This window comes from Pseudomonas sp. LLC-1, from assembly GCF_002992185.1.
GTDB lineage: Bacteria > Pseudomonadota > Gammaproteobacteria > Pseudomonadales > Pseudomonadaceae > Aquipseudomonas > Aquipseudomonas monteilii.
Map to the genome: position 1 here is coordinate 43817 of NZ_LUVY01000012.1, position 21689 is coordinate 65505.

19 protein-coding genes are annotated in these 21689 nt (G+C 61.0%); 16 read left to right on the top strand and 3 right to left on the bottom strand.

Going from position 1 to position 21689, the window contains the following annotated elements; translation table 11 throughout:
* Window positions 1–137: 137 nt before the first annotated feature.
* The 11 genes from sdhC (at window position 138) to A0O30_RS11125 (ending at window position 14126) form a co-directional block, all read left to right on the top strand.
* Window positions 138–524 (top strand): succinate dehydrogenase, cytochrome b556 subunit, encoded by a 387-nt coding sequence (gene sdhC / locus A0O30_RS11075; protein ID WP_012315350.1) that lies wholly within the window; start codon window positions 138–140, stop codon window positions 522–524.
* Window positions 518–886 carry a succinate dehydrogenase, hydrophobic membrane anchor protein gene (gene sdhD / locus A0O30_RS11080; RefSeq protein WP_003254214.1) on the top strand — a complete coding sequence of 123 codons (369 nt, stop codon included), beginning with the start codon at window positions 518–520 and terminating at the stop codon, window positions 884–886. Before sdhC ends, sdhD begins: the two co-directional genes overlap by 7 nt.
* Before the next feature lie 3 nt (window positions 887–889).
* On the top strand, window positions 890–2662 hold the full coding sequence (gene sdhA, locus A0O30_RS11085; RefSeq protein ID WP_060500822.1) for a succinate dehydrogenase flavoprotein subunit: 1773 nt from the start codon (window positions 890–892) through the stop codon (window positions 2660–2662).
* An 11-nt stretch (window positions 2663–2673) separates the two neighbouring features.
* The gene (locus tag A0O30_RS11090; RefSeq protein WP_012315348.1) at window positions 2674–3378 is read left to right on the top strand and encodes a succinate dehydrogenase iron-sulfur subunit; all 705 of its coding nucleotides are present in this window, start codon (window positions 2674–2676) and stop codon (window positions 3376–3378) included.
* Window positions 3379–3624: 246 nt separating this feature from the next.
* Window positions 3625–6456 carry a 2-oxoglutarate dehydrogenase E1 component gene (locus A0O30_RS11095; RefSeq protein ID WP_105946497.1) on the top strand — a complete coding sequence of 944 codons (2832 nt, stop codon included), beginning with the start codon at window positions 3625–3627 and terminating at the stop codon, window positions 6454–6456.
* A 42-nt stretch (window positions 6457–6498) separates the two neighbouring features.
* A complete protein-coding gene (gene odhB / locus A0O30_RS11100; RefSeq protein WP_105946498.1) occupies window positions 6499–7722 on the top strand; it encodes a 2-oxoglutarate dehydrogenase complex dihydrolipoyllysine-residue succinyltransferase in 1224 nt (407 codons plus the stop codon).
* 93 nt (window positions 7723–7815) lie between these two features.
* Window positions 7816–9252: a dihydrolipoyl dehydrogenase gene (gene lpdA / locus A0O30_RS11105; RefSeq protein ID WP_105946499.1), complete on the top strand. Its 1437-nt coding sequence runs from the start codon at window positions 7816–7818 to the stop codon at window positions 9250–9252.
* A gap of 172 nt (window positions 9253–9424) precedes the next feature.
* Complete coding sequence (sucC, locus tag A0O30_RS11110) at window positions 9425–10591, top strand: ADP-forming succinate--CoA ligase subunit beta (protein WP_003254205.1); 1167 nt, start codon at window positions 9425–9427, stop codon at window positions 10589–10591.
* Entirely contained in the window at window positions 10591–11475 is an 885-nt protein-coding gene (gene sucD, locus A0O30_RS11115; protein WP_003254203.1) for a succinate--CoA ligase subunit alpha, read from the top strand. The genes sucC and sucD overlap by 1 nt, the downstream gene beginning before the upstream one ends.
* 375 nt (window positions 11476–11850) lie before the next feature.
* A complete protein-coding gene (gene brnQ / locus A0O30_RS11120; RefSeq protein ID WP_016711645.1) occupies window positions 11851–13164 on the top strand; it encodes a branched-chain amino acid transport system II carrier protein in 1314 nt (437 codons plus the stop codon).
* A gap of 212 nt (window positions 13165–13376) precedes the next feature.
* Window positions 13377–14126 carry a DUF599 domain-containing protein gene (locus tag A0O30_RS11125; protein WP_016711644.1) on the top strand — a complete coding sequence of 250 codons (750 nt, stop codon included), beginning with the start codon at window positions 13377–13379 and terminating at the stop codon, window positions 14124–14126.
* 67 nt (window positions 14127–14193) lie between these two features.
* On the opposite strand, the gene A0O30_RS11130 is transcribed toward A0O30_RS11125, so the two are convergent.
* Window positions 14194–14505 (bottom strand): hypothetical protein, encoded by a 312-nt coding sequence (locus tag A0O30_RS11130; RefSeq protein WP_016711643.1) that lies wholly within the window; start codon window positions 14503–14505, stop codon window positions 14194–14196.
* A gap of 154 nt (window positions 14506–14659) precedes the next feature.
* On the opposite strand from A0O30_RS11130, the gene A0O30_RS11135 reads away from it, so the two are divergent.
* The 4 genes from A0O30_RS11135 (at window position 14660) to A0O30_RS11150 (ending at window position 18394) form a co-directional block, all read left to right on the top strand.
* The gene (locus A0O30_RS11135; RefSeq protein ID WP_105946500.1) at window positions 14660–15136 is read left to right on the top strand and encodes a PaaI family thioesterase; all 477 of its coding nucleotides are present in this window, start codon (window positions 14660–14662) and stop codon (window positions 15134–15136) included.
* Window positions 15133–15615: a PaaI family thioesterase gene (locus tag A0O30_RS11140; protein ID WP_016711641.1), complete on the top strand. Its 483-nt coding sequence runs from the start codon at window positions 15133–15135 to the stop codon at window positions 15613–15615. The genes A0O30_RS11135 and A0O30_RS11140 overlap by 4 nt, the downstream gene beginning before the upstream one ends.
* A gap of 70 nt (window positions 15616–15685) precedes the next feature.
* The gene (htpG, locus tag A0O30_RS11145; RefSeq protein WP_105946501.1) at window positions 15686–17590 is read left to right on the top strand and encodes a molecular chaperone HtpG; all 1905 of its coding nucleotides are present in this window, start codon (window positions 15686–15688) and stop codon (window positions 17588–17590) included.
* A 78-nt stretch (window positions 17591–17668) separates the two neighbouring features.
* A complete protein-coding gene (locus tag A0O30_RS11150; protein WP_105946502.1) occupies window positions 17669–18394 on the top strand; it encodes a dienelactone hydrolase family protein in 726 nt (241 codons plus the stop codon).
* A gap of 30 nt (window positions 18395–18424) precedes the next feature.
* Here the strand turns inward: A0O30_RS11150 and A0O30_RS11155 are convergent, their stop codons facing one another.
* Window positions 18425–19288 carry a pirin family protein gene (locus tag A0O30_RS11155; RefSeq protein WP_105946503.1) on the bottom strand — a complete coding sequence of 288 codons (864 nt, stop codon included), beginning with the start codon at window positions 19286–19288 and terminating at the stop codon, window positions 18425–18427.
* 117 nt (window positions 19289–19405) lie between these two features.
* Between A0O30_RS11155 and A0O30_RS11160 the strand changes: the two genes are divergently transcribed.
* Window positions 19406–20413: an amidohydrolase family protein gene (locus tag A0O30_RS11160; RefSeq protein WP_105946504.1), complete on the top strand. Its 1008-nt coding sequence runs from the start codon at window positions 19406–19408 to the stop codon at window positions 20411–20413.
* Between the two features lie 47 nt (window positions 20414–20460).
* Here A0O30_RS11160 and fabB read toward each other — a convergent pair whose 3' ends face one another.
* Window positions 20461–21681, bottom strand: a complete 1221-nt coding sequence (fabB, locus tag A0O30_RS11165; RefSeq protein ID WP_019099700.1) for a beta-ketoacyl-ACP synthase I — start codon at window positions 21679–21681, stop codon at window positions 20461–20463.
* Window positions 21682–21689 lie beyond the last annotated feature (8 nt).

Genomic DNA, 21689 nt, shown 5'->3' on the forward strand with positions numbered 1-21689 from the left:
TAACTGTCTATACTCGGCACCCGACCGCCAGGGGCTTGCAAGCCCGAACTGCTGGGGGTCGCCGTTCCCTGGGTGGTGGGTACCTGACCAGTACACTTACCAACAACTTTGCCCTGATTCGCTAGGGGCTCTTCAGTGTGAAAAAAGCCGTGAAAAGCCAACGACCTGTAAACCTAGACCTAAGGACCATCAAGCTCCCCGTCACTGCGTACACGTCCATCCTGCACCGTATCTCCGGCGTCATCCTGTTCCTCGGCCTTGCCATCATGCTTTATGCACTGGGCAAGTCGCTGGGTTCCGAGGAAGGCTTCGGTGAGGTGAAGGCGTGTCTGACCAGCCCGCTGGCCAAATTCGTGACCTGGGGCCTGCTGTCTGCCCTGCTTTATCACCTCGTGGCAGGTGTTCGTCACCTGATCATGGACATGGGTATCGGTGAGACGCTGGAAGGCGGCAAGCTGGGCTCGAAAATCGTGATCGTCATCTCCGTGGTGCTGATCGTTCTGGTGGGAGTTTGGGTATGGTAACCAATGTCACGAACCTGTCGCGTTCGGGCCTCTATGACTGGATGGCGCAGCGCGTTTCTGCGGTCGTTCTCGCGGCTTACTTCCTCTTCCTGATCGGCTACGTGGTCGCCCACCCAGGCATCGACTACACCCAGTGGCATGGTCTGTTCTCCAACAACGCGATGCGGATCTTCAGTCTGCTGGCCCTCGTTGCCCTGGGCGCTCACGCCTGGGTCGGCATGTGGACCATTGCAACCGACTACCTGACGCCTATGTCGTTCGGCAAGTCGGCAACTGCGATTCGTTTCCTGTTCCAGGCGGTATGCGGCGTTGCGATGTTCGCTTACTTCGTCTGGGGTGTGCAGATTCTCTGGGGTATCTGATCCATGGCTAGCATTCCAACCATTTCCTTCGACGCCATCATCATCGGTGGCGGCGGCGCCGGCATGCGCGCCGCGCTGCAACTGGCTCAAGGCGGCCACAAGACTGCCGTAGTCACCAAGGTCTTCCCGACCCGTTCGCACACTGTATCCGCCCAGGGCGGCATCACCTGCGCCATCGCTTCGGCCGACCCGAACGACGACTGGCGCTGGCACATGTACGATACCGTCAAGGGTTCCGACTACATCGGTGACCAGGACGCTATCGAGTACATGTGTCAGGAAGGCCCGGCTGCGGTCTTCGAGCTGGACCACATGGGCCTGCCGTTCTCGCGTACCGAAACCGGTCGTATCTACCAGCGTCCGTTCGGTGGCCAGTCCAAGGACTTCGGTAAAGGTGGCCAGGCTGCCCGTACCTGTGCCGCTTCCGACCGTACCGGTCACGCGCTGCTGCACACCCTGTACCAGGGCAACCTGAAGGCAGGCACTACCTTCCTGAACGAGTACTACGCGGTTGACCTGGTGAAGAACCAGGAAGGTGCGTTCGTCGGTGTGATCGCAATCTGCATCGAAACCGGCGAAACCATGTACATCAAGTCCAAGGCCACCGTTCTGGCCACTGGCGGTGCCGGTCGTATCTACGCCTCCACCACCAACGCCCTGATCAACACCGGTGACGGTATCGGCATGGCCCTGCGTGCAGGCGTACCGGTGCAGGACATCGAGATGTGGCAGTTCCACCCGACTGGTATCGCCGGCGCCGGTGTACTGGTAACCGAAGGTTGCCGTGGTGAAGGTGGCTACCTGATCAACGCCCACGGCGAGCGCTTCATGGAGCGTTACGCGCCGAACGCGAAAGACCTGGCCGGCCGCGACGTGGTTGCCCGTTCCATGGTCAAGGAAATCATCGCCGGCAACGGCGTGGGCCCGAACAAGGACCACGTACTGCTGAAGCTGGACCACCTGGGCGAGGAAGTGCTGCACAGCCGCCTGCCAGGTATCTGCGAACTGTCCAAGACCTTCGCCCACGTCGACCCTGTGGTCGCGCCGGTTCCGGTCGTGCCGACCTGCCACTACATGATGGGCGGCGTTGCCACCAACATTCATGGTCAGGCCATCACCATGGACGCCGAAGGCCAGGACCACATCATCCCGGGCCTGTTCGCCGTAGGTGAAGTGGCGTGCGTATCGGTTCACGGTGCCAACCGCCTGGGCGGCAACTCGCTGCTCGACCTGGTGGTATTCGGCCGTGCTGCCGGCCTGCACCTGGAGAAGGCACTGAGCGACGGCATCGAGCATCTCGACGCCAGCGACACCGACATCGATGTTGCCCTGAGCCGCCTGAACAACCTCAACGGGCGTACCACCGGTGAAGACGTTGCGAGCCTGAAGCGCGAGCTGCAGAGCTGCATGCAGAACTACTTCGGTGTATTCCGTACTGGCGAATACATGCTGAAGGGTATCGAGCAGCTGGCTGGCCTGCGCGAGCGTATCGCCAACGTCAAGATCAACGACAAGTCCCAGGCCTTCAACACCGCGCGTATCGAAGCGCTGGAGCTGCAGAACCTGCTGGAAGTCGCCGAAGCTACTGCCATCGCGGCCGAAGCCCGTAAAGAGTCCCGCGGCGCTCACGCCCGTGAAGACTTCGAAGACCGTGACGACGAAAACTGGCTGTGCCACACCCTGTACTACCCGGGTGAGAAGCGCGTTGCCAAGCGCGGCGTCAACTTTGCGCCGAAGACTGTTCCAGCCTTCGAACCAAAAGTCCGGACTTACTAAGGGTGGCTGCTATGTTGAAAGTCGAAGTTTATCGTTACAACCCGGACACCGACTCGGCGCCCAAGATGGAGTCGTTCGACGTCGATACCGGCGGCAAGGACCTGATGGTTCTCGATGTATTGGCGCTGATCAAGGAAAAGGACGAAGGTTTCTCGTACCGTCGCTCCTGCCGTGAAGGCGTGTGCGGTTCTGACGGCATGAACATGAACGGCAAGAACGGCCTGGCCTGCATCACCCCGCTGTCGGGTGTGGTCAAGGGCAACAAGCTGGTTCTGCGCCCGCTGCCAGGCCTGCCGGTCATTCGTGACCTGGTGGTCGACATGAGCATCTTCTACAAGCAGTACGAGAAGGTGAAGCCGTTCCTGCAGAACGATACCCCGGCACCGGCCATCGAGCGCCTGCAGTCGCCGGAAGACCGTGACAAGCTGGACGGCCTGTACGAGTGCATCCTGTGCGCGTGCTGCTCGACGTCCTGCCCGTCGTTCTGGTGGAACCCGGACAAGTTCCTGGGCCCGGCTGCACTGCTGCAAGCCTACCGCTTCCTGGCTGACAGCCGCGACACCAAGACTCAGGAGCGCCTGGCGTCCCTGGATGACCCGTTCAGCGTATTCCGCTGCCGCGGGATCATGAACTGCGTAAACGTTTGCCCGAAAGGTCTGAACCCGACCAAGGCAATCGGTCACGTACGTAACATGCTGCTGCAAAGCGGCACCTGATACAAAGTGTTGTACCTGCAGTAAGCCGAGGTGCGGGTGGTGAGCCCGCACTGAGGTAAAACCCGAACAAGGGCCCACAAAGCCTGCGTTCATTACCTATGAAGATATGAGACCAGCAGGGGCTTTCCGGGCTGGTACCCGGAAAATCAGCAGGATCCAAGTGGCGTGGTTCAGTCGCTGTATTCGGACTTTTCCAGGTTTGCTGTGGCTCTCGCCGATCAGTCCCCTAATCGAGGGTGACCAAGCATGCAAGAAAGCGTGATGCAGCGCATGTGGGAAAGCGCCCACCTTTCAGGTGGTAACGCTGCATATGTGGAAGAACTCTACGAGCTCTACCTGCACGACCCTAACGCTGTGCCAGAAGAGTGGCGCACCTACTTCCAGAAGTTGCCCGCCGACGGCAGCACCGCTACCGATGTATCGCACTCGACAATCCGCGACCATTTCGTACTGCTGGCAAAGAACCAGCGCCGCGCCCAACCGGTATCCGCCGGGAGCGTGAGCAGTGAACACGAGAAGAAGCAGGTTGAAGTTCTGCGACTGATCCAGGCCTATCGTATGCGCGGCCATCAGGCTGCCAAGCTCGACCCGTTGGGGTTGTGGCAGCGTCCTGCGCCCGTAGACCTGTCGATCAATCACTACGGCTTGACCAATGCCGATCTTGATACGACCTTCCGTGCCGGCGACCTGTTCATCGGCAAAGAGGAGGCGAGCCTACGCGAGATCTTCGAGGCGCTCCAGAAGACATATTGTCGCACCATTGGTGCCGAGTTCACCCACATCGTCGATTCCGAGCAGCGCAGCTGGTTCCAGCAGCGCCTGGAAAGCGTGCGCGGCCGTCCGGAGTTTTCCGCTGACGTGCAGGCTCACCTGCTCGAGCGCGTGACTGCCGGTGAAGGCCTTGAAAAATACCTGGGCACCAAGTACCCGGGCACCAAGCGTTTCGGCCTTGAGGGCGGCGAAAGCCTGATCCCGATGCTGGACGAGATGATCCAGCGTTCCGGCTCCTACGGCACCAAGGAAGTCGTGATCGGCATGGCCCACCGTGGCCGTCTGAACGTCCTGGTGAACACCTTCGGCAAGAACCCGCGCGAGCTGTTCGACGAGTTCGAAGGCAAGAAGATGAACGAGCTGGGCTCCGGTGACGTGAAGTATCACCAGGGCTTCTCGTCGAACGTGATGACCGCCGGTGGCGAAGTGCACCTGGCCATGGCGTTCAACCCGTCCCACCTGGAAATCGTATCGCCAGTGGTCGAAGGTTCGGTGCGCGCCCGTCAGGACCGCCGCAACGACACCGTTGGCGACAAGGTACTGCCGATCTCGATCCACGGCGACGCAGCGTTCGCCGGCCAGGGCGTGGTCATGGAAACCTTCCAGATGTCGCAGACCCGCGGTTTCAAGACCGGCGGCACCGTGCACATCGTGATCAACAACCAGGTAGGTTTCACCATCAGCAACCCGCTGGACGCGCGCTCTACCGAGTACGCCACCGACGTTGCCAAGATGATCCAGGCGCCGATCCTGCACGTGAACGGCGATGACCCGGAAGCGGTGCTGTTCGTCACCCAGTTGGCCATCGACTACCGCATGCAGTTCAAGCGTGACGTGGTGATCGACCTGGTCTGCTACCGTCGTCGCGGCCACAACGAGGCCGACGAGCCAAACGGTACCCAGCCGCTGATGTATCAGCAAATCAGCAAGCAGCGCACTACCCGTGAGCTGTACGCCGATGCACTGATCCAGGCCGGCCGCATCGATGCCGAGCGCGCCCAGGCCAAGATCGACGAGTACCGCAACGCGCTGGACAACGGCCTGCACGTTGTGAAGAGCCTGGTGAAGGAGCCGAACCGCGAGCTGTTCGTCGACTGGCGCCCGTACCTGGGCCATGCCTGGACCGCACGTCACGACACCCGTTTCGACCTCAAGACCCTGCAAGACCTGTCGGCCAAGCTGCTGGAAATCCCGGAAGGCTTCGTCGTTCAGCGCCAGGTCGCGAAGATCTACGAAGACCGCCAGAAGATGCAGGCCGGTGGCTTGCCGATCAACTGGGGTTATGCAGAGACCATGGCTTACGCCACCCTGCAGTTCGAAGGTCACCCAATCCGCATGACCGGCCAGGACATCGGCCGTGGCACCTTCTCGCACCGTCACGCGGTGCTGCACAACCAGAAGGACGCCAGCACCTACGTACCGCTGAAGAACCTGTTCCCGGAGCAGCCGCGCTTCGATCTGTACGACTCCTTCCTGTCGGAAGAAGCCGTACTGGCCTTCGAATACGGCTACTCGACCACCACGCCGAACGCGCTGGTGATCTGGGAAGCCCAGTTCGGCGACTTCGCCAACGGTGCGCAAGTGGTGATCGACCAGTTCATCACCAGCGGCGAGCACAAGTGGGGCCGTCTGTGTGGCCTGACCATGCTGCTGCCACACGGTTATGAAGGGCAGGGCCCGGAGCACTCCTCCGCGCGTCTGGAGCGTTACCTGCAGCTGTGCGCCGAGCACAACATCCAGGTGTGCGTACCGACCACCCCGGCTCAGATCTACCACCTGCTGCGTCGTCAGGTCATCCGTCCGCTGCGCAAGCCGCTGATCGTGCTGACGCCAAAGTCGCTGCTGCGCCACAAGCTGGCCATCTCGACCCTGGAAGACCTGGCCGAAGGCTCGTTCCAGACCGTGATCCCGGAAATCGACACCCTCGATCCGGCCAAGGTCGAACGCCTGGTCCTGTGCGGTGGCAAGGTTTACTACGACCTGCTGGAAAAACGCCGTGCCGAAGGCCGCGAAGACATCGCCATCGTGCGTATCGAGCAGCTGTATCCGTTCCCGGAGGACGACCTGGTCGAAATCCTGGCACCGTACACCAACCTCAAGCATGCGGTCTGGTGTCAGGAAGAGCCGATGAACCAGGGCGCCTGGTACAGCAGCCAGCACCACATGCGCCGTATCCTGGGCCGCCACAACAAGGCGTTGGTCCTGGAATACGCCGGCCGCGACGCTTCTGCCGCGCCAGCCTGTGGTTACGCTTCGAAGCACGCCGAACAGCAGGAAAAACTGCTGCAAGACGCCTTCACTGTCTAACGCCTTCGCGCACCTGAAACCGAATTTAAGGAAACACTGATAATGGCTATCGAGATCAAAGCCCCAACCTTCCCGGAATCGGTTGCCGATGGCACCGTTGCCACCTGGCACAAGCAGCCGGGCGAAGCCGTCAAGCGTGACGAGCTGATCGTCGACATCGAGACCGACAAGGTCGTCCTGGAAGTACTGGCCACCGCCGACGGCGTGCTGGGCGCCATCGTCAAGGGCGAGGGCGACACCGTCCTGTCCGACGAAGTGCTGGGTTCGATCGTTGAAGGCGGCGCTGCCGCCGCTGCACCTGCTGCTGCCCCGGCCGCTGCTGCTCCGGCTGCCGCTGCTGCCGATGCTGGCGAAGACGACCCGATCGCTGCCCCGGCCGCGCGCAAGCTGGCTGAAGAAAACGGCATCGACCTGGCTGCCGTTGCAGGCACTGGCAAAGGTGGCCGCATCACCAAGGAAGACGTCGTAGCTGCCGTCGCCAACAAGAAGTCGGCGCCTGCCGCTGCCCCGGCTGCCAAGCCTGCTGCCGCTGCTGCTGCCCCGGTTGTCGTCGCTGCTGGCGACCGCACCGAGAAGCGCGTCCCGATGACCCGCCTGCGCGCCAAGATCGCCGAGCGTCTGGTCGAAGCCCAGTCGAGCATGGCCATGCTGACCACCTTCAACGAAGTGGACATGACCGAAGTCATGGCCCTGCGTTCGAAGTACAAGGACCTGTTCGAGAAGACCCACAACGGCGTACGCCTGGGCTTCATGTCGTTCTTCGTCAAGGCCGCCACCGAAGCCCTGAAACGCTTCCCGGCTGTCAACGCCTCGATCGACGGCAACGACATCGTCTACCACGGCTACGCCGACGTCGGTGTTGCCGTGTCCAGCGACCGTGGCCTGGTGGTACCGGTACTGCGTAACGCCGAGTCGATGAGCCTGGCTGAAATCGAGAACGGCATCGCCACCTTCGGCAAGAAGGCCCGTGACGGCAAACTGTCGATCGAAGAGATGACCGGCGGCACCTTCACCATCACCAACGGTGGTACCTTCGGTTCGATGATGTCGACCCCGATCGTCAACCCGCCGCAGGCCGCCATCCTCGGCATGCACAACATCATCCAGCGCCCGATGGCCATCAATGGCCAGGTCGTGATTCGCCCGATGATGTACCTGGCGCTGTCGTACGATCACCGCCTGATCGACGGCAAGGAAGCGGTAACCTTCCTGGTCACCATCAAGAACCTGCTGGAAGATCCGTCTCGCCTGCTGCTGGACATCTAACCCTCTGGCTGCGTACCGTGCCGGCCCTGGCTTCGCAAGAAGCCATGCCGCGCGGTTCGCGGCTTGTAGCTTGTAGCTGATAAGGAATCTTTTATGACCCAGAAATTCGACGTAGTGGTGATTGGTGCAGGTCCTGGCGGCTATGTGGCTGCCATCAAGGCTGCCCAACTTGGTCTGAAGACTGCCTGTATCGAGAAGTACACCGACGCCGAGGGCAAGCTGGCCCTCGGCGGTACCTGCCTGAACGTAGGTTGCATTCCTTCCAAGGCGCTGCTGGACAGCTCCTGGAAATACAAGGAAGCCAAAGAGAGCTTCAACATCCACGGTATCTCCACTGGCGAAGTGAAGATGGACGTCGCCGCGATGGTTGGCCGCAAGGCTGGCATCGTCAAGAACCTGACCGGTGGCGTTGCCACCCTGTTCAAGGCCAACGGCGTTACTTCGATCCAGGGCCACGGCAAGCTGCTGGCTGGCAAGAAAGTCGAAGTTACCAAGGCTGACGGCACCACCGAAGTCATCGAAGCCGAGAACGTGATCCTGGCTTCCGGCTCGCGCCCGATCGACATTCCGCCGGCTCCGGTCGACCAGAACGTCATCGTCGACTCCACCGGCGCCCTGGAATTCCAGGCCGTACCGAAGCGCCTGGGCGTTATCGGTGCCGGCGTGATCGGCCTGGAGCTGGGCTCGGTCTGGGCTCGCCTGGGTGCTGAAGTCACCGTTCTGGAAGCCCTGGACACCTTCCTGATGGCTGCCGACACCGCCGTGTCGAAAGAAGCCCAGAAGACCCTGACCAAGCAAGGCCTGGACATCAAGCTGGGCGCTCGCGTCACCGGCTCGAAAGTCAACGGTAACGAAGTTGAAGTGACCTACACCAACGCCGAAGGCGAGCAGAAGATCACCTTCGACAAGCTGATCGTTGCGGTCGGCCGTCGCCCTGTAACCACCGACCTGCTGGCGGCCGACAGCGGCGTGACCATCGACGAGCGTGGCTACATCTTCGTCGACGACTACTGCGCTACCAGCGTGCCGGGCGTATACGCCATCGGTGACGTGGTACGCGGCATGATGCTGGCCCACAAGGCCTCGGAAGAGGGCATCATGGTTGTCGAGCGCATCAAAGGCCACAAGGCCCAGATGAACTACGACCTGATCCCTTCGGTTATCTACACCCACCCGGAAATTGCGTGGGTCGGCAAGACCGAACAGGCCTTGAAGGCCGAAGGCGTTGAGGTTAACGTGGGCACCTTCCCGTTCGCGGCCAGCGGCCGTGCGATGGCAGCCAACGACACCGGTGGTTTCGTCAAGGTCATCGCCGATGCCAAGACCGATCGCGTCCTGGGTGTACACGTGATTGGCCCATCGGCTGCCGAACTGGTGCAGCAGGGCGCAATCGCAATGGAATTCGGCACCAGTGCCGAGGATCTGGGCATGATGGTCTTCAGCCATCCAACCCTGTCCGAAGCGTTGCATGAAGCAGCGCTGGCAGTGAATGGCGGCGCCATTCACGTGGCCAACCGTAAGAAGCGTTAATTATAAGAAACCACGGCGGGCAGCCCGTCGTGAGTCTTGCGTGCATGACTCACCGCGGAACGTCCGCCGGACCGGATCACATGGGAAAACCCGGGGTCAACGGTCACAGGTGGTGCGGCGCCAGTAATGGCGCAGCGCCGAAGCGCAGTACCTAACGAAGACGGTAAAAAGCATGAATCTTCACGAGTATCAGGGTAAGCAGCTGTTCGCTGAATACGGCCTGCCAGTTTCCAAGGGTTTCGCAGTCGATACCCCTGAGCAAGCTGCAGAAGCCTGCGACAAGATCGGCGGGAACGAGTGGGTGGTAAAAGCCCAGGTTCACGCAGGTGGTCGCGGCAAAGCGGGCGGCGTAAAGCTGGTTCGCAGCAAGGAAGACGCCAAGGCGTTCGCTGCACAGTGGTTGGGCAAGAACCTGGTTACCTACCAGACTGATGCCAACGGTCAACCCGTCTCCAAGATTCTGGTCGAATCCTGCACTGACATCGCCAAAGAGCTGTACCTGGGCGCTGTAGTCGATCGTTCGAGCCGCCGTATCGTGTTCATGGCTTCCACCGAAGGTGGCGTGGACATCGAGAAAGTCGCTCACGAAACGCCTGAGAAAATCCTCAAGGCCACCATCGACCCACTGGTCGGCGCTCAGCCGTTCCAGGGTCGCGAGCTGGCATTCCAGCTGGGCCTGGAAGGCAAGCAAGTTCAACAGTTCGCCAAGATCTTCGTGGGCCTGGCCAAGCTGTTCAAGGATCACGACCTGGCGCTGCTGGAAGTGAACCCGCTGGTGATCAAGGCCGACGGCGACCTGCACTGCCTCGATGCCAAGATCAACATCGACGCCAACGCCATGTACCGTCAGCCTAAGCTGAAAACCTTCCACGACCCGTCGCAGGACGACGCCCGTGAAGCCCACGCTGCCAAGTTCGAACTGAACTACGTTGCCCTTGAAGGCAACATCGGCTGCATGGTCAACGGTGCCGGCCTGGCCATGGGTACCATGGACATCGTCAACCTGCACGGCGGCAAGCCGGCCAACTTCCTCGACGTTGGCGGCGGTGCTACCAAAGAGCGCGTTACCGAAGCGTTCAAGATCATTCTGTCCGACAGCAATGTCGCGGCCGTTCTGGTCAACATCTTCGGCGGCATCGTTCGCTGCGACATGATTGCCGAAGGCATCATCGGTGCAGTGAAAGAAGTCGGCGTTAAAGTTCCGGTTGTTGTTCGCCTTGAAGGTAACAACGCCGAACTGGGCGCTAAAGTACTGGCAGAAAGCGGTTTGAACATCATTGCGGCAACCAGCCTGACCGACGCTGCTCAACAAGTTGTCAAAGCTGCGGAGGGCAAGTAATGAGCGTCCTGATCAATAAAGACACCAAAGTCATCTGCCAGGGCTTCACCGGCTCGCAGGGTACTTTCCACTCCGAACAAGCCATCGCCTACGGCACCAAGATGGTCGGCGGCGTAACCCCAGGCAAGGGTGGCACCACCCACCTGGGCCTGCCGGTGTTCAACACCGTCAAGGAAGCCGTGGAAGCTACCGGCGCTGACGCTTCGGTCATCTACGTACCGGCTCCGTTCTGCAAAGACTCGATCCTAGAAGCGGCCTTCGGCGGCATCAAGCTGATCGTGTGCATCACCGAAGGCATTCCTACCCTGGACATGCTGGATGCCAAGGTCAAGTGCGACGAGCTGGGCGTTACCCTGATCGGCCCTAACTGCCCAGGTGTCATCACCCCGGGCGAGTGCAAGATCGGCATCATGCCAGGCCACATCCACCTGCCAGGCAAGGTCGGTATCGTTTCGCGCTCCGGCACCCTGACCTACGAAGCTGTGAAGCAGACCACCGACGCCGGCTTCGGCCAGTCGACCTGCGTCGGCATCGGCGGTGACCCGATCCCGGGCTCCAACTTCATCGACATCCTGAAGTTGTTCCAGGAAGACCCGAAGACCGAAGCGATCGTCATGATCGGTGAGATCGGCGGTTCGGCTGAAGAAGAAGCTGCGGCCTACATCAAGGCCCACGTGACCAAGCCAGTCGTTTCCTACATCGCCGGTGTTACTGCACCTGCGGGCAAGCGCATGGGCCACGCCGGCGCCATCATCTCCGGCGGCAAGGGCACTGCGGACGAGAAGTTCGCCGCCCTGCAGGACGCCGGTGTGAAAACCGTGCGTTCCCTGGCTGACATCGGCAAGGCCCTGGCCGAGCTGACTGGCTGGGAAGCCAAGAAGTAATACTGCTACACCCCCCACGCGCACAGAGGCCACCTTCGGGTGGCCTTTGTCGTTTTGGCGTTGGGCATTTTTGTAAAGGTGGAAAATTCGATAGCCCTCATCAGGTTTTTCCACCAGACATTCGCACTAATTGGCAATAAATTATCGCCCGACACAGATATCCAGACGACAAACATGTACGCACATCGGACAAGCAGCACTGTAACAGTGCGTTTGTCGGGTAAAACGGTTAGTCTACGCGTTCACTCTGTGCCCGCTCCCCAAAAGGGAACGACACGCTAAACGGGTCTGGCCTATAAAGCCGGGCAGCATTTCCCTCACCCATAGGGAAATCCCCTCTCGAATCCCGATTTCAGCAGTGTGGTACTACCTTAAATGAAAGTTCTCAAAGGCCAGGACATCCTGGCGCTTGGCTTTATGACGTTTGCGCTTTTCGTAGGTGCAGGCAATATCATCTTCCCGCCTATCGTCGGTCTGCAGTCTGGCCCGCACGTATGGATGGCTGCACTGGGCTTCCTGGTGACCGCCGTGGGCCTGCCGGTCATTACCGTGGTCGCCCTGGCCAAGGTCGGCGGCGGTATGGATGCGTTGAGCAGCCCGATCGGCAAGTTCTTCGGCGGCCTGCTGGCGGCTGTGTGCTACCTGTCGGTCGGCCCGCTGTTCGCGACTCCGCGTACGGCGACCGTGTCGTTCGAAGTGGGTGTGGCGCCGCTGACTGGTGAAAGCCCGTTGGCGCTGTTTATCTACAGCCTGGTCTACTTCATCGTGGTGTTGGCGGTGTCCATGTACCCGGGCAAACTGCTCGACACCGTGGGCCGCTTCCTGGCGCCGTTGAAGATCATCGCCTTGGCCGTGCTGGGCATTGCTGCCTTCGCGCTGCCAGCCGGTACCATTGGCGAGGCACAGCCTGCCTATGCCGCCGCTGCGTTCTCCAAGGGCTTCTCCGATGGCTACCTGACCATGGATACCCTGGGTGCCCTGGTGTTCGGTATCGTCATCGTCAACGCCATCCGTTCGCGCGGTGTCGAGTCGCCGAAGCTGATTACCCGCTACGCCATCATCGCCGGCCTGATCGCCGGTGTCGGCCTGGCGTTGGTGTACATCAGCCTGTTCCGCCTGGGTGCCACCAGCCACGACATCGCGGCTGACGCCACCAACGGTGCGGCGGTTCTGCATGCCTATGTGCAGCACACCTTCGGTTCGTTGGGTAGCGGCTTCCTGGCCGTGCTGATTGCGCTGGCCTGCCTGGTGACCGCTGTCGGCCTGACCTGCGCCTGCGCCGAGTACTTCAGCCAGATTCTGCCGCTGTCGTACCGGGCACTGGTGGTGATCCTGGCGGGCTTCTCGCTGTTGATCTCCAACCTGGGCCTGACCAAGCTGATCATGTTCTCGATCCCGGTGCTTACCGCCATCTACCCACCTTGCATCGTGGTGGTTGGCCTGAGCTTCGTGAAGGACCTGTGGAACTCGCCGACCCGCATTCTGGCGCCGGTGATGCTGGTGTCGCTGGTGTTCGGCATGGTTGACGCGATCAAGGGCAGCAGCATTGCCCATGTGCTGCCGGACTTCATGGCGCACCTGCCGCTGAGCGACCAAGGCCTGGCCTGGCTGGTGCCTTCGGTGGTGACCCTGGTGGGTGCCGTGGCCTGCGACCGCATGCTCGGCAAGCCGCGCGAAGCGCTGGCCTGATAGTCGACGCCTGAGGGCGGCACCGGCCACAAGCCAACAGGGTGCCCGCCAACGGCCCAGACTCGAAAGCCCCGTATCCGGAAGGATGCGGGGTTTTTTTATTGGCGGCATGATCAGTGCGTTTTTCAGGGCGGACTTGTGCCTTTTGCCGCTTGCCAGCGTCGAAATCCGGTCCCTATCCTCTAGGCATCTGGCCCATTCGGGAACCCTGCATGAACTTCATCCAAAGCAACTTCAACAACCTGCTGGCCATCGCCTGGTTTGCCCTGTGCTGGGGCGGTTATACCCGTTATGCCATCTGGAAGGGGCGTGACACCGCGTGCCTGGCCAGCGTGCTGCATTTGTACCGTGAAGACTGGATGCGCCGCATGCTGTTGCGCGACAACCGAATCGCCGATGCCAGCGTAATCGGCAACCTTGAGCGCAACGCATCGTTCTTTGCGTCCAGCACGCTGATCATTCTTGCCGGCATCCTTACCGTGCTCGGTGCCTCTGACCGAGCGCTGTCGCTGCTGGCCGACCTGCCGTTGGTGCAACAGACCTCCCAAGGCATGTCGGAGATCAAGTTGCTGTGCCTGGCCACGGTTTTCGTCTACGCCTTTTTCACCTTTAGCTGGTGCATGCGCCAGTACAACTTTGCCGCCGTGCTGGTGGGTTCGGCACCGATGATCGGTGAACGGTTGGTCAATGAACTGGAGCGCAAGGCCTTCGCCTCGCGGGCGGCGCGTGTGCTGTCGCTGGCGGCCAACCAGTTCAACCTGGGGTTGCGCTCGTACTACTTCGGCATGGCCATGTTGAGCTGGTTCATCAGCCCGTGGTTGTTCATGGTCATGAGTGTCGGCGTAGTCTTTATTTTGTATCGCCGCGAGTTCCATTCGGATGTGCTGGATGTGATGGTGTTCACACCCACGGAAAGTGTGCCTAATGAACCGGGCAGGGAAAGTACCGTGGCGGGCAACTGAAACGTTTAATCTTTAAGTTGCAGGCACAAAAAAACCCGACAGCGTCGGGTTTTTTTGTTTTAGCCAATTACTGCTTGGCTGGTTCTGCCGGAGCAGCAGGGGCAGCTTCAGTCGCCGGAGCGGCTGGGGCGGCTTCTGGAGCCGGAGTAGCCGGAGCGGCTTCTTCAGCAGCCTTCTGCTCGGCTTCAGCCTGATCTTTGGCGGCTTCGGCGTTTTCCTTGGCGGCCTCGTTCATTTTATCCTGAGCTTCACCCATTTTTTCCTGGGCTTGCTCGGCGTGTTGCTGTGCGTCCTGGGCTTTGTCTTCGCTCGCTTTATCGCAAGCGGCCAGGCCCATGGCAGCGGCCAGCATCAGAGCAAAAGCAAAAGGTTTACGCATGGGGGTGTTTCTCCTTGGTGGAATAAGTGACTTGTTCCTTCGAGTGCAACTACGCGGAATAAGTTCCGCGAAGGTTACAGATATATAACGCCCCGTTCTATATAGACTTTTTAACGATTTTATGCCGCTGAGGCAGTACGGGTGGAAACAGCGAATGAGCGATTCAACCTTGATGGCCATGGCCGAGCGTTTTCTCTCGGCGCTTAAACATTGTCAGTTACTGCAGATGCGTGTGGCGAAAGCCGATGCCGATGGCATGACCTTGGTCATGCCCTGGTCGGCAGCTATTGTCGGCAACCCGCAGACCGGGGCTGTGCATGGCGGTGCCCTGACCACGCTGATGGACACCACCTGCGGCATGGCCACGCTGTGCGTGCTGCCGCGCTTCGAGGTGTGCCCGACACTGGACCTGCGCATCGACTACATGCACCCGGCCGAAGCCGGCAAGGACATCTACGGCCATGCCCAGTGCTACCGGGTGACCCGCGACGTGATCTTCACCCGGGGTACCGCCTACCAGGACGATCCCGAACAGCCGATTTGCCAGGTGGTGGGCACGTTCATGCGCCTGGGGCAGGAGATCAAGGGCGGTATCCGTTTCGGCAATAGCCTGAAGGAGGGCGGGGCATGATTCCACATGCGGTTCGTCAACAGCTCAACGCCGCCCACGCGGTGGGCGACTACGGCCCATTGCTGGCGCTGATCCCTTACGCCGGGCTGATTGGTATCGAATGCGAGCGTCAGGGCGACGACCTGCTGTTCCGCCTGCCGGCCAGCCCGGACAACATCGGCAACCCGTTGCTGCCCGCCATCCACGGTGGTGTGATTGCGGGGTTCATGGAGCTGTCTGCGGCCTTGTACCTGTTGATCTACAGCGAAAGTGCGAGCATCCCGAAAATCATCGATTTCTCCATCGACTACCTGCGAGCCGGGCATTTTCGCGATACCTACGCCCAGTGCCAGCTATGGCGCCAAGGGCGACGGGTGACGAATGTCGCCATTACCGCCTGGCAGGGCGACAGGCAATCGCCCATTGCCACGGCCCGCGCGCATTTCAAGATCGAACCGGAAAAGCCCTTGAAATCATCCGGGCAGCCCCCATCTGAATGACATCCGCCGCTAACGCAGGCCGAACCGGCCGCCAGGCGCCCACTGCCATCAGATCGGAGTTTCGAAGACCATGACTGTGGAAACACAAAAGGAAACGTTGGGCTTCCAGACCGAGGTAAAGCAACTGCTGCACCTCATGATTCACTCGCTGTACTCGAACAAGGAAATCTTCCTGCGGGAGCTGATTTCCAACGCCTCCGACGCGGCCGACAAGCTGCGCTTCGAAGCCCTGGCCAAGCCAGAACTGCTTGAGGGCGACGCCGACCTGAAGATTCGCCTGAGCTTCGACAAGGACGCCGGTACCGTCACCCTCGAAGACAACGGCATCGGCATGAGCCGTGAAGACGTCATCGCCCACCTGGGTACCATTGCCAAGTCCGGCACTGCCGACTTCATGAAGAACCTCACCGGTGACCAGAAGAAGGACTCGCACCTGATCGGTCAGTTCGGCGTGGGCTTCTACTCCGCGTTCATCGTGGCCGACAAGGTCGACGTGTACAGCCGCCGTGCCGGTCAGCCGGCCGCCGAAGGCGTGCACTGGTCGTCGAAAGGCGAGGGCGAGTTTGAAGTCGCCACCATCGACAAGCCACAGCGCGGCACCCGCATCGTCCTGCACCTGAAGCAGGAAGAAAAAGAGTTTGCCGATGGCTGGCGCCTGCGCAACGTGGTCAAGAAGTACTCCGACCACATCGCCCTGCCTATCCAGCTGCCGAAAGAACAAGCAGCCGCCGAAGGCGAAGAACAGCCGGCCGAAGAGTGGGAAACCGTCAACCGTGCCAGCGCCCTGTGGACCCGTTCGCGCACCGAGGTGAAGGACGAGGAGTACCAGGAGTTCTACAAGCACATCGGTCATGACTTCGAAAACCCGCTGGCCTGGAGCCACAACAAGGTCGAAGGCAAGCTCGAATACAATTCGCTGCTGTATGTGCCGGCCCGCGCGCCGTTCGACCTGTACCAGCGCGAAGCACCGCGCGGCCTGAAGCTGTACGTGCAGCGTGTGTTCATCATGGACCAGGCCGAGTCGTTCCTGCCGCTGTACCTGCGCTTCATCAAGGGCGTGGTCGACTCCAACGACCTGTCGCTGAACGTGTCGCGTGAAATCCTGCAGAAAGACCCGATCATCGACTCGATGAAGACCGCGCTGACCAAGCGCGTGCTCGACATGCTGGAAAAACTGGCGAAGAACGAGCCCGAGCAGTACAAAGGCTTCTGGAAAAACTTCGGCCAGGTGCTGAAGGAAGGCCCGGCCGAAGACTTCGCCAACAAGGAGAAAATCGCCAGCCTGCTGCGCTTTGCCTCCACCCAGGACGACAGTGGCGAGCAGAGCGTCGCCCTGGCCGATTACCTGGCCCGTGCCAAAGAAGGCCAGGACAAGATCTACTACCTCACCGGCGAGTCGTATGCGCAGGTCAAGAACAGCCCGCACCTGGAAGTCTTCCGCAAGAAAGGCATCGAAGTGCTGCTGCTGACCGACCGCATTGACGAGTGGCTGATGAGCTACCTCAACGAGTTCGACGGCAAGGCCTTTGTCGACGTCGCCCGTGGCGACCTGGACCTGGGCAAGCTGGATTCGGAAGAAGACAAGAAAGCCCAGGAAGAAGTGGCCAAGGACAAGGAAGGCCTGGTCGAGCGCCTGAAAGGCGCGCTGGGTGACAGCGTGGCTGAAGTGCGCGTGTCGCACCGCCTGACCGATTCTCCAGCGATTCTGGCCATTGGCGAGCAGGACCTGGGCCTGCAGATGCGTCAGATTCTGGAGGCCAGCGGGCAGAAGGTGCCGGAATCCAAGCCGATCTTCGAGTTCAACCCGACCCACCCGCTGATCGAAAAGCTGGACAACGAGCAGAGCGAAGACCGCTTCGCCGAGCTGTCGCACATCCTGTTCGATCAGGCTGCCCTGGCGGCCGGCGATAGCCTGAAGGACCCGGCGGCCTACGTTCGTCGCCTGAACAAGCTGCTGGTCGAGCTGTCTGCTTGAGTTGATGCTTGGGAAAGCCCGCTTCGGCGGGCTTTTTTCATGGCGGGCTTTTTAGAATAAGTGCCTAAGGAGTGCTTGATGAGCAAGGTAATCGTCGAATCGCTGGTTTATCACCTGTCCGGCAAAACCTACGAAAGCCGCCTGGTCTATGAGCCAGGGGCGCTGGGCCGTCCAGGTCTGGTGATGGCGCCGAACTGGATGGGCATTGGCGAAGGGGCTGAGCGCATTGCCAAGGAAGTGGCCGAGAAGGGCTATGTGGTGCTGATTGCCGACCTGTACGGGCAGTCGGTGCGCCCGTCTAACGCCGACGAGGCTGGCGCGGCGATGATGCCGCTGAAGAACGACCGGGGCGAACTGCGCAAGCGCATGCAGGAAGCCCTGGCGCAGCTGTTGGGGCAGTCCAAGGCGCTGCTGGAGCCAGGCAAGGTCGGCACGTTTGGCTTCTGCTTTGGTGGCTGCTGTGCTCTGGAGCTGGCCCGTACCGGTGCCGATCTGCGTGCCGCGGTGTCGTTCCATGGCACGCTGGATACGCCAAACCCGGAGGATGCCAAGCGCATCAAGGGCTCGGTGCTGGTGTTGCATGGGGCTTCCGACCCGCTGGTGCCGAAGGAGCAGTTGCCGGCGTTTGAAGACGAGATGAACGCGGCCAAGGTGGATTGGCAGTTGCTGAGCTATGGCGGGGCGGTGCACTCGTTTACCGACCCGAGTGCCAATGTGCCGGGCAAGATGCAGTATGACCGGCGCACCTCGGAGCGGGCGTTCCGTTCGATGCATAACCTGCTGACTGAAGTGTTCCAGCGCTGACTGTGATTTGGGGCCGCAAAGCGGCCCCAATTACCTCGGCAACTCGATCCTGGAGGTTTCCCCCGGCACCGTCGGCCAATCCCCCGCCGCCCACCTTGCCCTGGCCCGCTCGATCAGCTCCGGGTCACTGGCCACGAAATTCCAGTTCATTCGCCGCGGTCCATCCAAAGGCTCGCCGCCAATCAGCACCAGCTGGCACTCTTCCTCTGCATAGAGCAGCACCTCTTCACCTTCCGGCAGCACCACCAGGCTGCACGGCTCCACGTCTTCATCGTTCAACAGCAGCTCACCATCCAGCAGATACAGCGCTCGTTGCGCATGCTCGGTCGGTACCTGCAAGGTGGTTGCCGGCTGCATCCGCACATGCGCATAAAGGGTAGGGGACAGCACCGGCACCGGTGATTCCAGGCAGAACCCGCTACCGGCAATCATGCAAATGCGCACCCCCAGGTTTTCACTGACTGGCAGGCTTGCCGCCGGGTGATGGCTGTAGCTTGCCGCGCCTTGTTCATGTTCACGCGGCGAGGCCAGCCATACCTGCAAGCCATGCAGGCGCGAGCCATGAGCCAAGGCGTCGTCGGGCGTACGCTCCACATGGGCCACGCCGCTGCCAGCCGTCATCCAGCTGACATCGCCGGGCAATACCCGCTGTGCTGAGCCGAGGCTGTCCTTGTGCAGGATCGCGCCCTCGAACAGGTAGGTCAGGGTCGACAGGCCGATATGCGGGTGCTGGCGGATGTCCATGCCATGCCCTGGGGCATAGTCGGTTTCCAGCATGTGGTCAAAAAACACGAACGGTCCGACGCTGCGGCACTGGGCCGCTGGCAGCGGGCGCAGGATCGGCTGGCCCTCGACCGATTCGGCGCGCGGGCGGATGATCAGGGGGCTGCTCATGGGGTGGGCTCCAGGCGAAGTGGAAATGCCTCCAGCATAGCGGTTTGCCCGCTTCGGCTGAACCGTCTCGCTTAACGGCCGGTCTACTGTTTTCGCCCCCTTGGAAGGAAGCTGCCCATGATTGCCAAAGCGCTGGCCTGCGTGTTGTTGACTGGCTGGCTGTGCCAGGCGGCGCAGGCGCGCGACTACCGCTACAGCGATGCCCACTTGCACTACGTCGACTTCTTCCAGGAAAGCGAAGGCATGGCGGCATTGATCAAGGCCATGGATGCTGCCGGTATCGAGCAGTCGATGATTTCCGGCATACCGGTGGCCAAGAAGTGGCATGAGGACGAGCCCAAACGCCCACGCTATTACGCCGGTGACGATGCCGATGCCTATTGGTACAGCGCGACCGATACCTATGTGGCCGCAGCCCTGCAGCCATTGCCGGAAGAGCAGCGTAAGCGCTTTCATCCGTTTCTGACGGGCTTCAACCCGGTAGACAAGAACGCAGTCAGCCACATCGAGCGGATGCTCGACCTGTATCCGGGGTTGTGGCAGGGCATTGGCGAGGTGTTCACCCGGCACGACGACCTGACAGCGCTGACCAGTGGCGACACGCCGCGCGCTAACAACGAAGCCATGACGCGTATCTACCACCTGGCGGCCGAGCGTGACCTGCCGGTGTTGCTGCATTCCAACATCACCTCCAAGCGCGAGCGCAACCCGTTGTACCTGGCGGAAATCGAAGAGCCGCTGCGTAATCACCCGCACACGCGGTTTATCTGGGCGCACGCCGGCAGCAGCATGGAGATACACCGGCACCAGACGCAGATGGACTTTCTGCTGCCGGTGCTGACGCGGCTGCTGGAGGACTACCCGAACCTGTATGTGGACCTGTCGTGGAGTGTGCTGGAGCCGTATCTGCTGGACGACAAAGGCGTGCCGCGCAAGGAGTGGGTGGCGTTGGTCGAACAGTACCCGGAGCGTTTCATGCTGGGGTCGGACGTGGTGGGGCGATTTGGCAGCCTGGGGGAGCAGATGCACGGGTTCAGGCCGTTTCTGGATGCCTTGCCGGAAGAGGTGGCCAAAAAGGTGGCGCGGGATAATTTTCTGGCTGTTTTACCTAGGCAACACAAATAAAAACGCCCCGAACCAGTCGGGGCGTTTTCGATTACCGCAGCAGCGTCTTACTTGCCTTCCCAGCGCTTGAGCACCAGGGTGGCGTTGGTGCCGCCGAAGCCGAAGCTGTTGCTCATGACCGTGTCGATCTTGGCGTTTTCTTCGGTTTTGCGCAGGATCGGCAGGTCGGCGACCTCCGGGTCCAGTTCGTCGATGTTGGCGGAGCCGGCGATGAAGTTGTTTTCCATCATCAGCAGGCAGTAGATCGCCTCGTGCACGCCAGCAGCGCCCAGCGAGTGGCCCGACAGGCTCTTGGTCGAGCTGATCTTCGGTGCCTTGTCGCCGAACACGGCGCGAACGCCCTTGATTTCGGCAACGTCACCGACCGGGGTCGAGGTGCCGTGGGTGTTCAGGTAGTCGATCGGGGTGTCGACGGTGGACAGTGCCTGCTGCATGCAGCGGATGGCACCTTCGCCGCTCGGGGCAACCATGTCATAGCCGTCGGACGTGGCGCCGTAGCCAACGATTTCGGCGTAGATCTTGGCGCCACGGGCCAGGGCGTGTTCCAGCTCCTCGACCACCACCATGCCGCCACCGCCAGCGATGACGAAGCCATCACGGTCGGCGTCGTAGGCACGCGAGGCCAGTTCCGGGGTTTCGTTGCGCTTGGTCGACAGAGCGCCCATGGCATCGAACAGGAACGACTGGCTCCAGTGCTCTTCTTCACCGCCACCGGCGAAGACGATGTCTTGCTTGCCCCACTGGATCTGCTCCAGCGCGGTACCGATGCAGTGAGCCGAAGTGGCGCAGGCCGACGAGATCGAGTAGTTGATGCCCTTGATCTTGAACGGGGTGGCCAGGCACGCCGAAACGGTGCTGCCCATGGTGCGGGTAACGCGGTATGGGCCGACGCGCTTGACGCCTTTCTCGCGCAGGGTGTCCAGCGCTTCCATCTGGTTCAGGGTCGAGGCGCCGCCAGAGCCGGCTACCAGGCCGGTACGCGGGCTGGAAACCTGCTCTTCGGTCAGGCCGGCGTCCTTGATCGCGTCCTGCATGGCCAGGTAGGCGTAGGCAGCAGCGTGGCCGACGAAACGGTAGACCTTGCGGTCGATCAGTTCTTCGAGGTTGAGGTCGATGGACCCGGAAACCTGGCTACGCAGCCCCATTTCCTTGTATTCCGGGTTGTAACGGATACCCGGACGGCTGTTGCGCAGGTTTTCGGTGACGGTAGCTTTGTCATTGCCCAGGCACGACACGATGCCCAGACCAGTGATAACGACGCGGCGCATGCGAATAA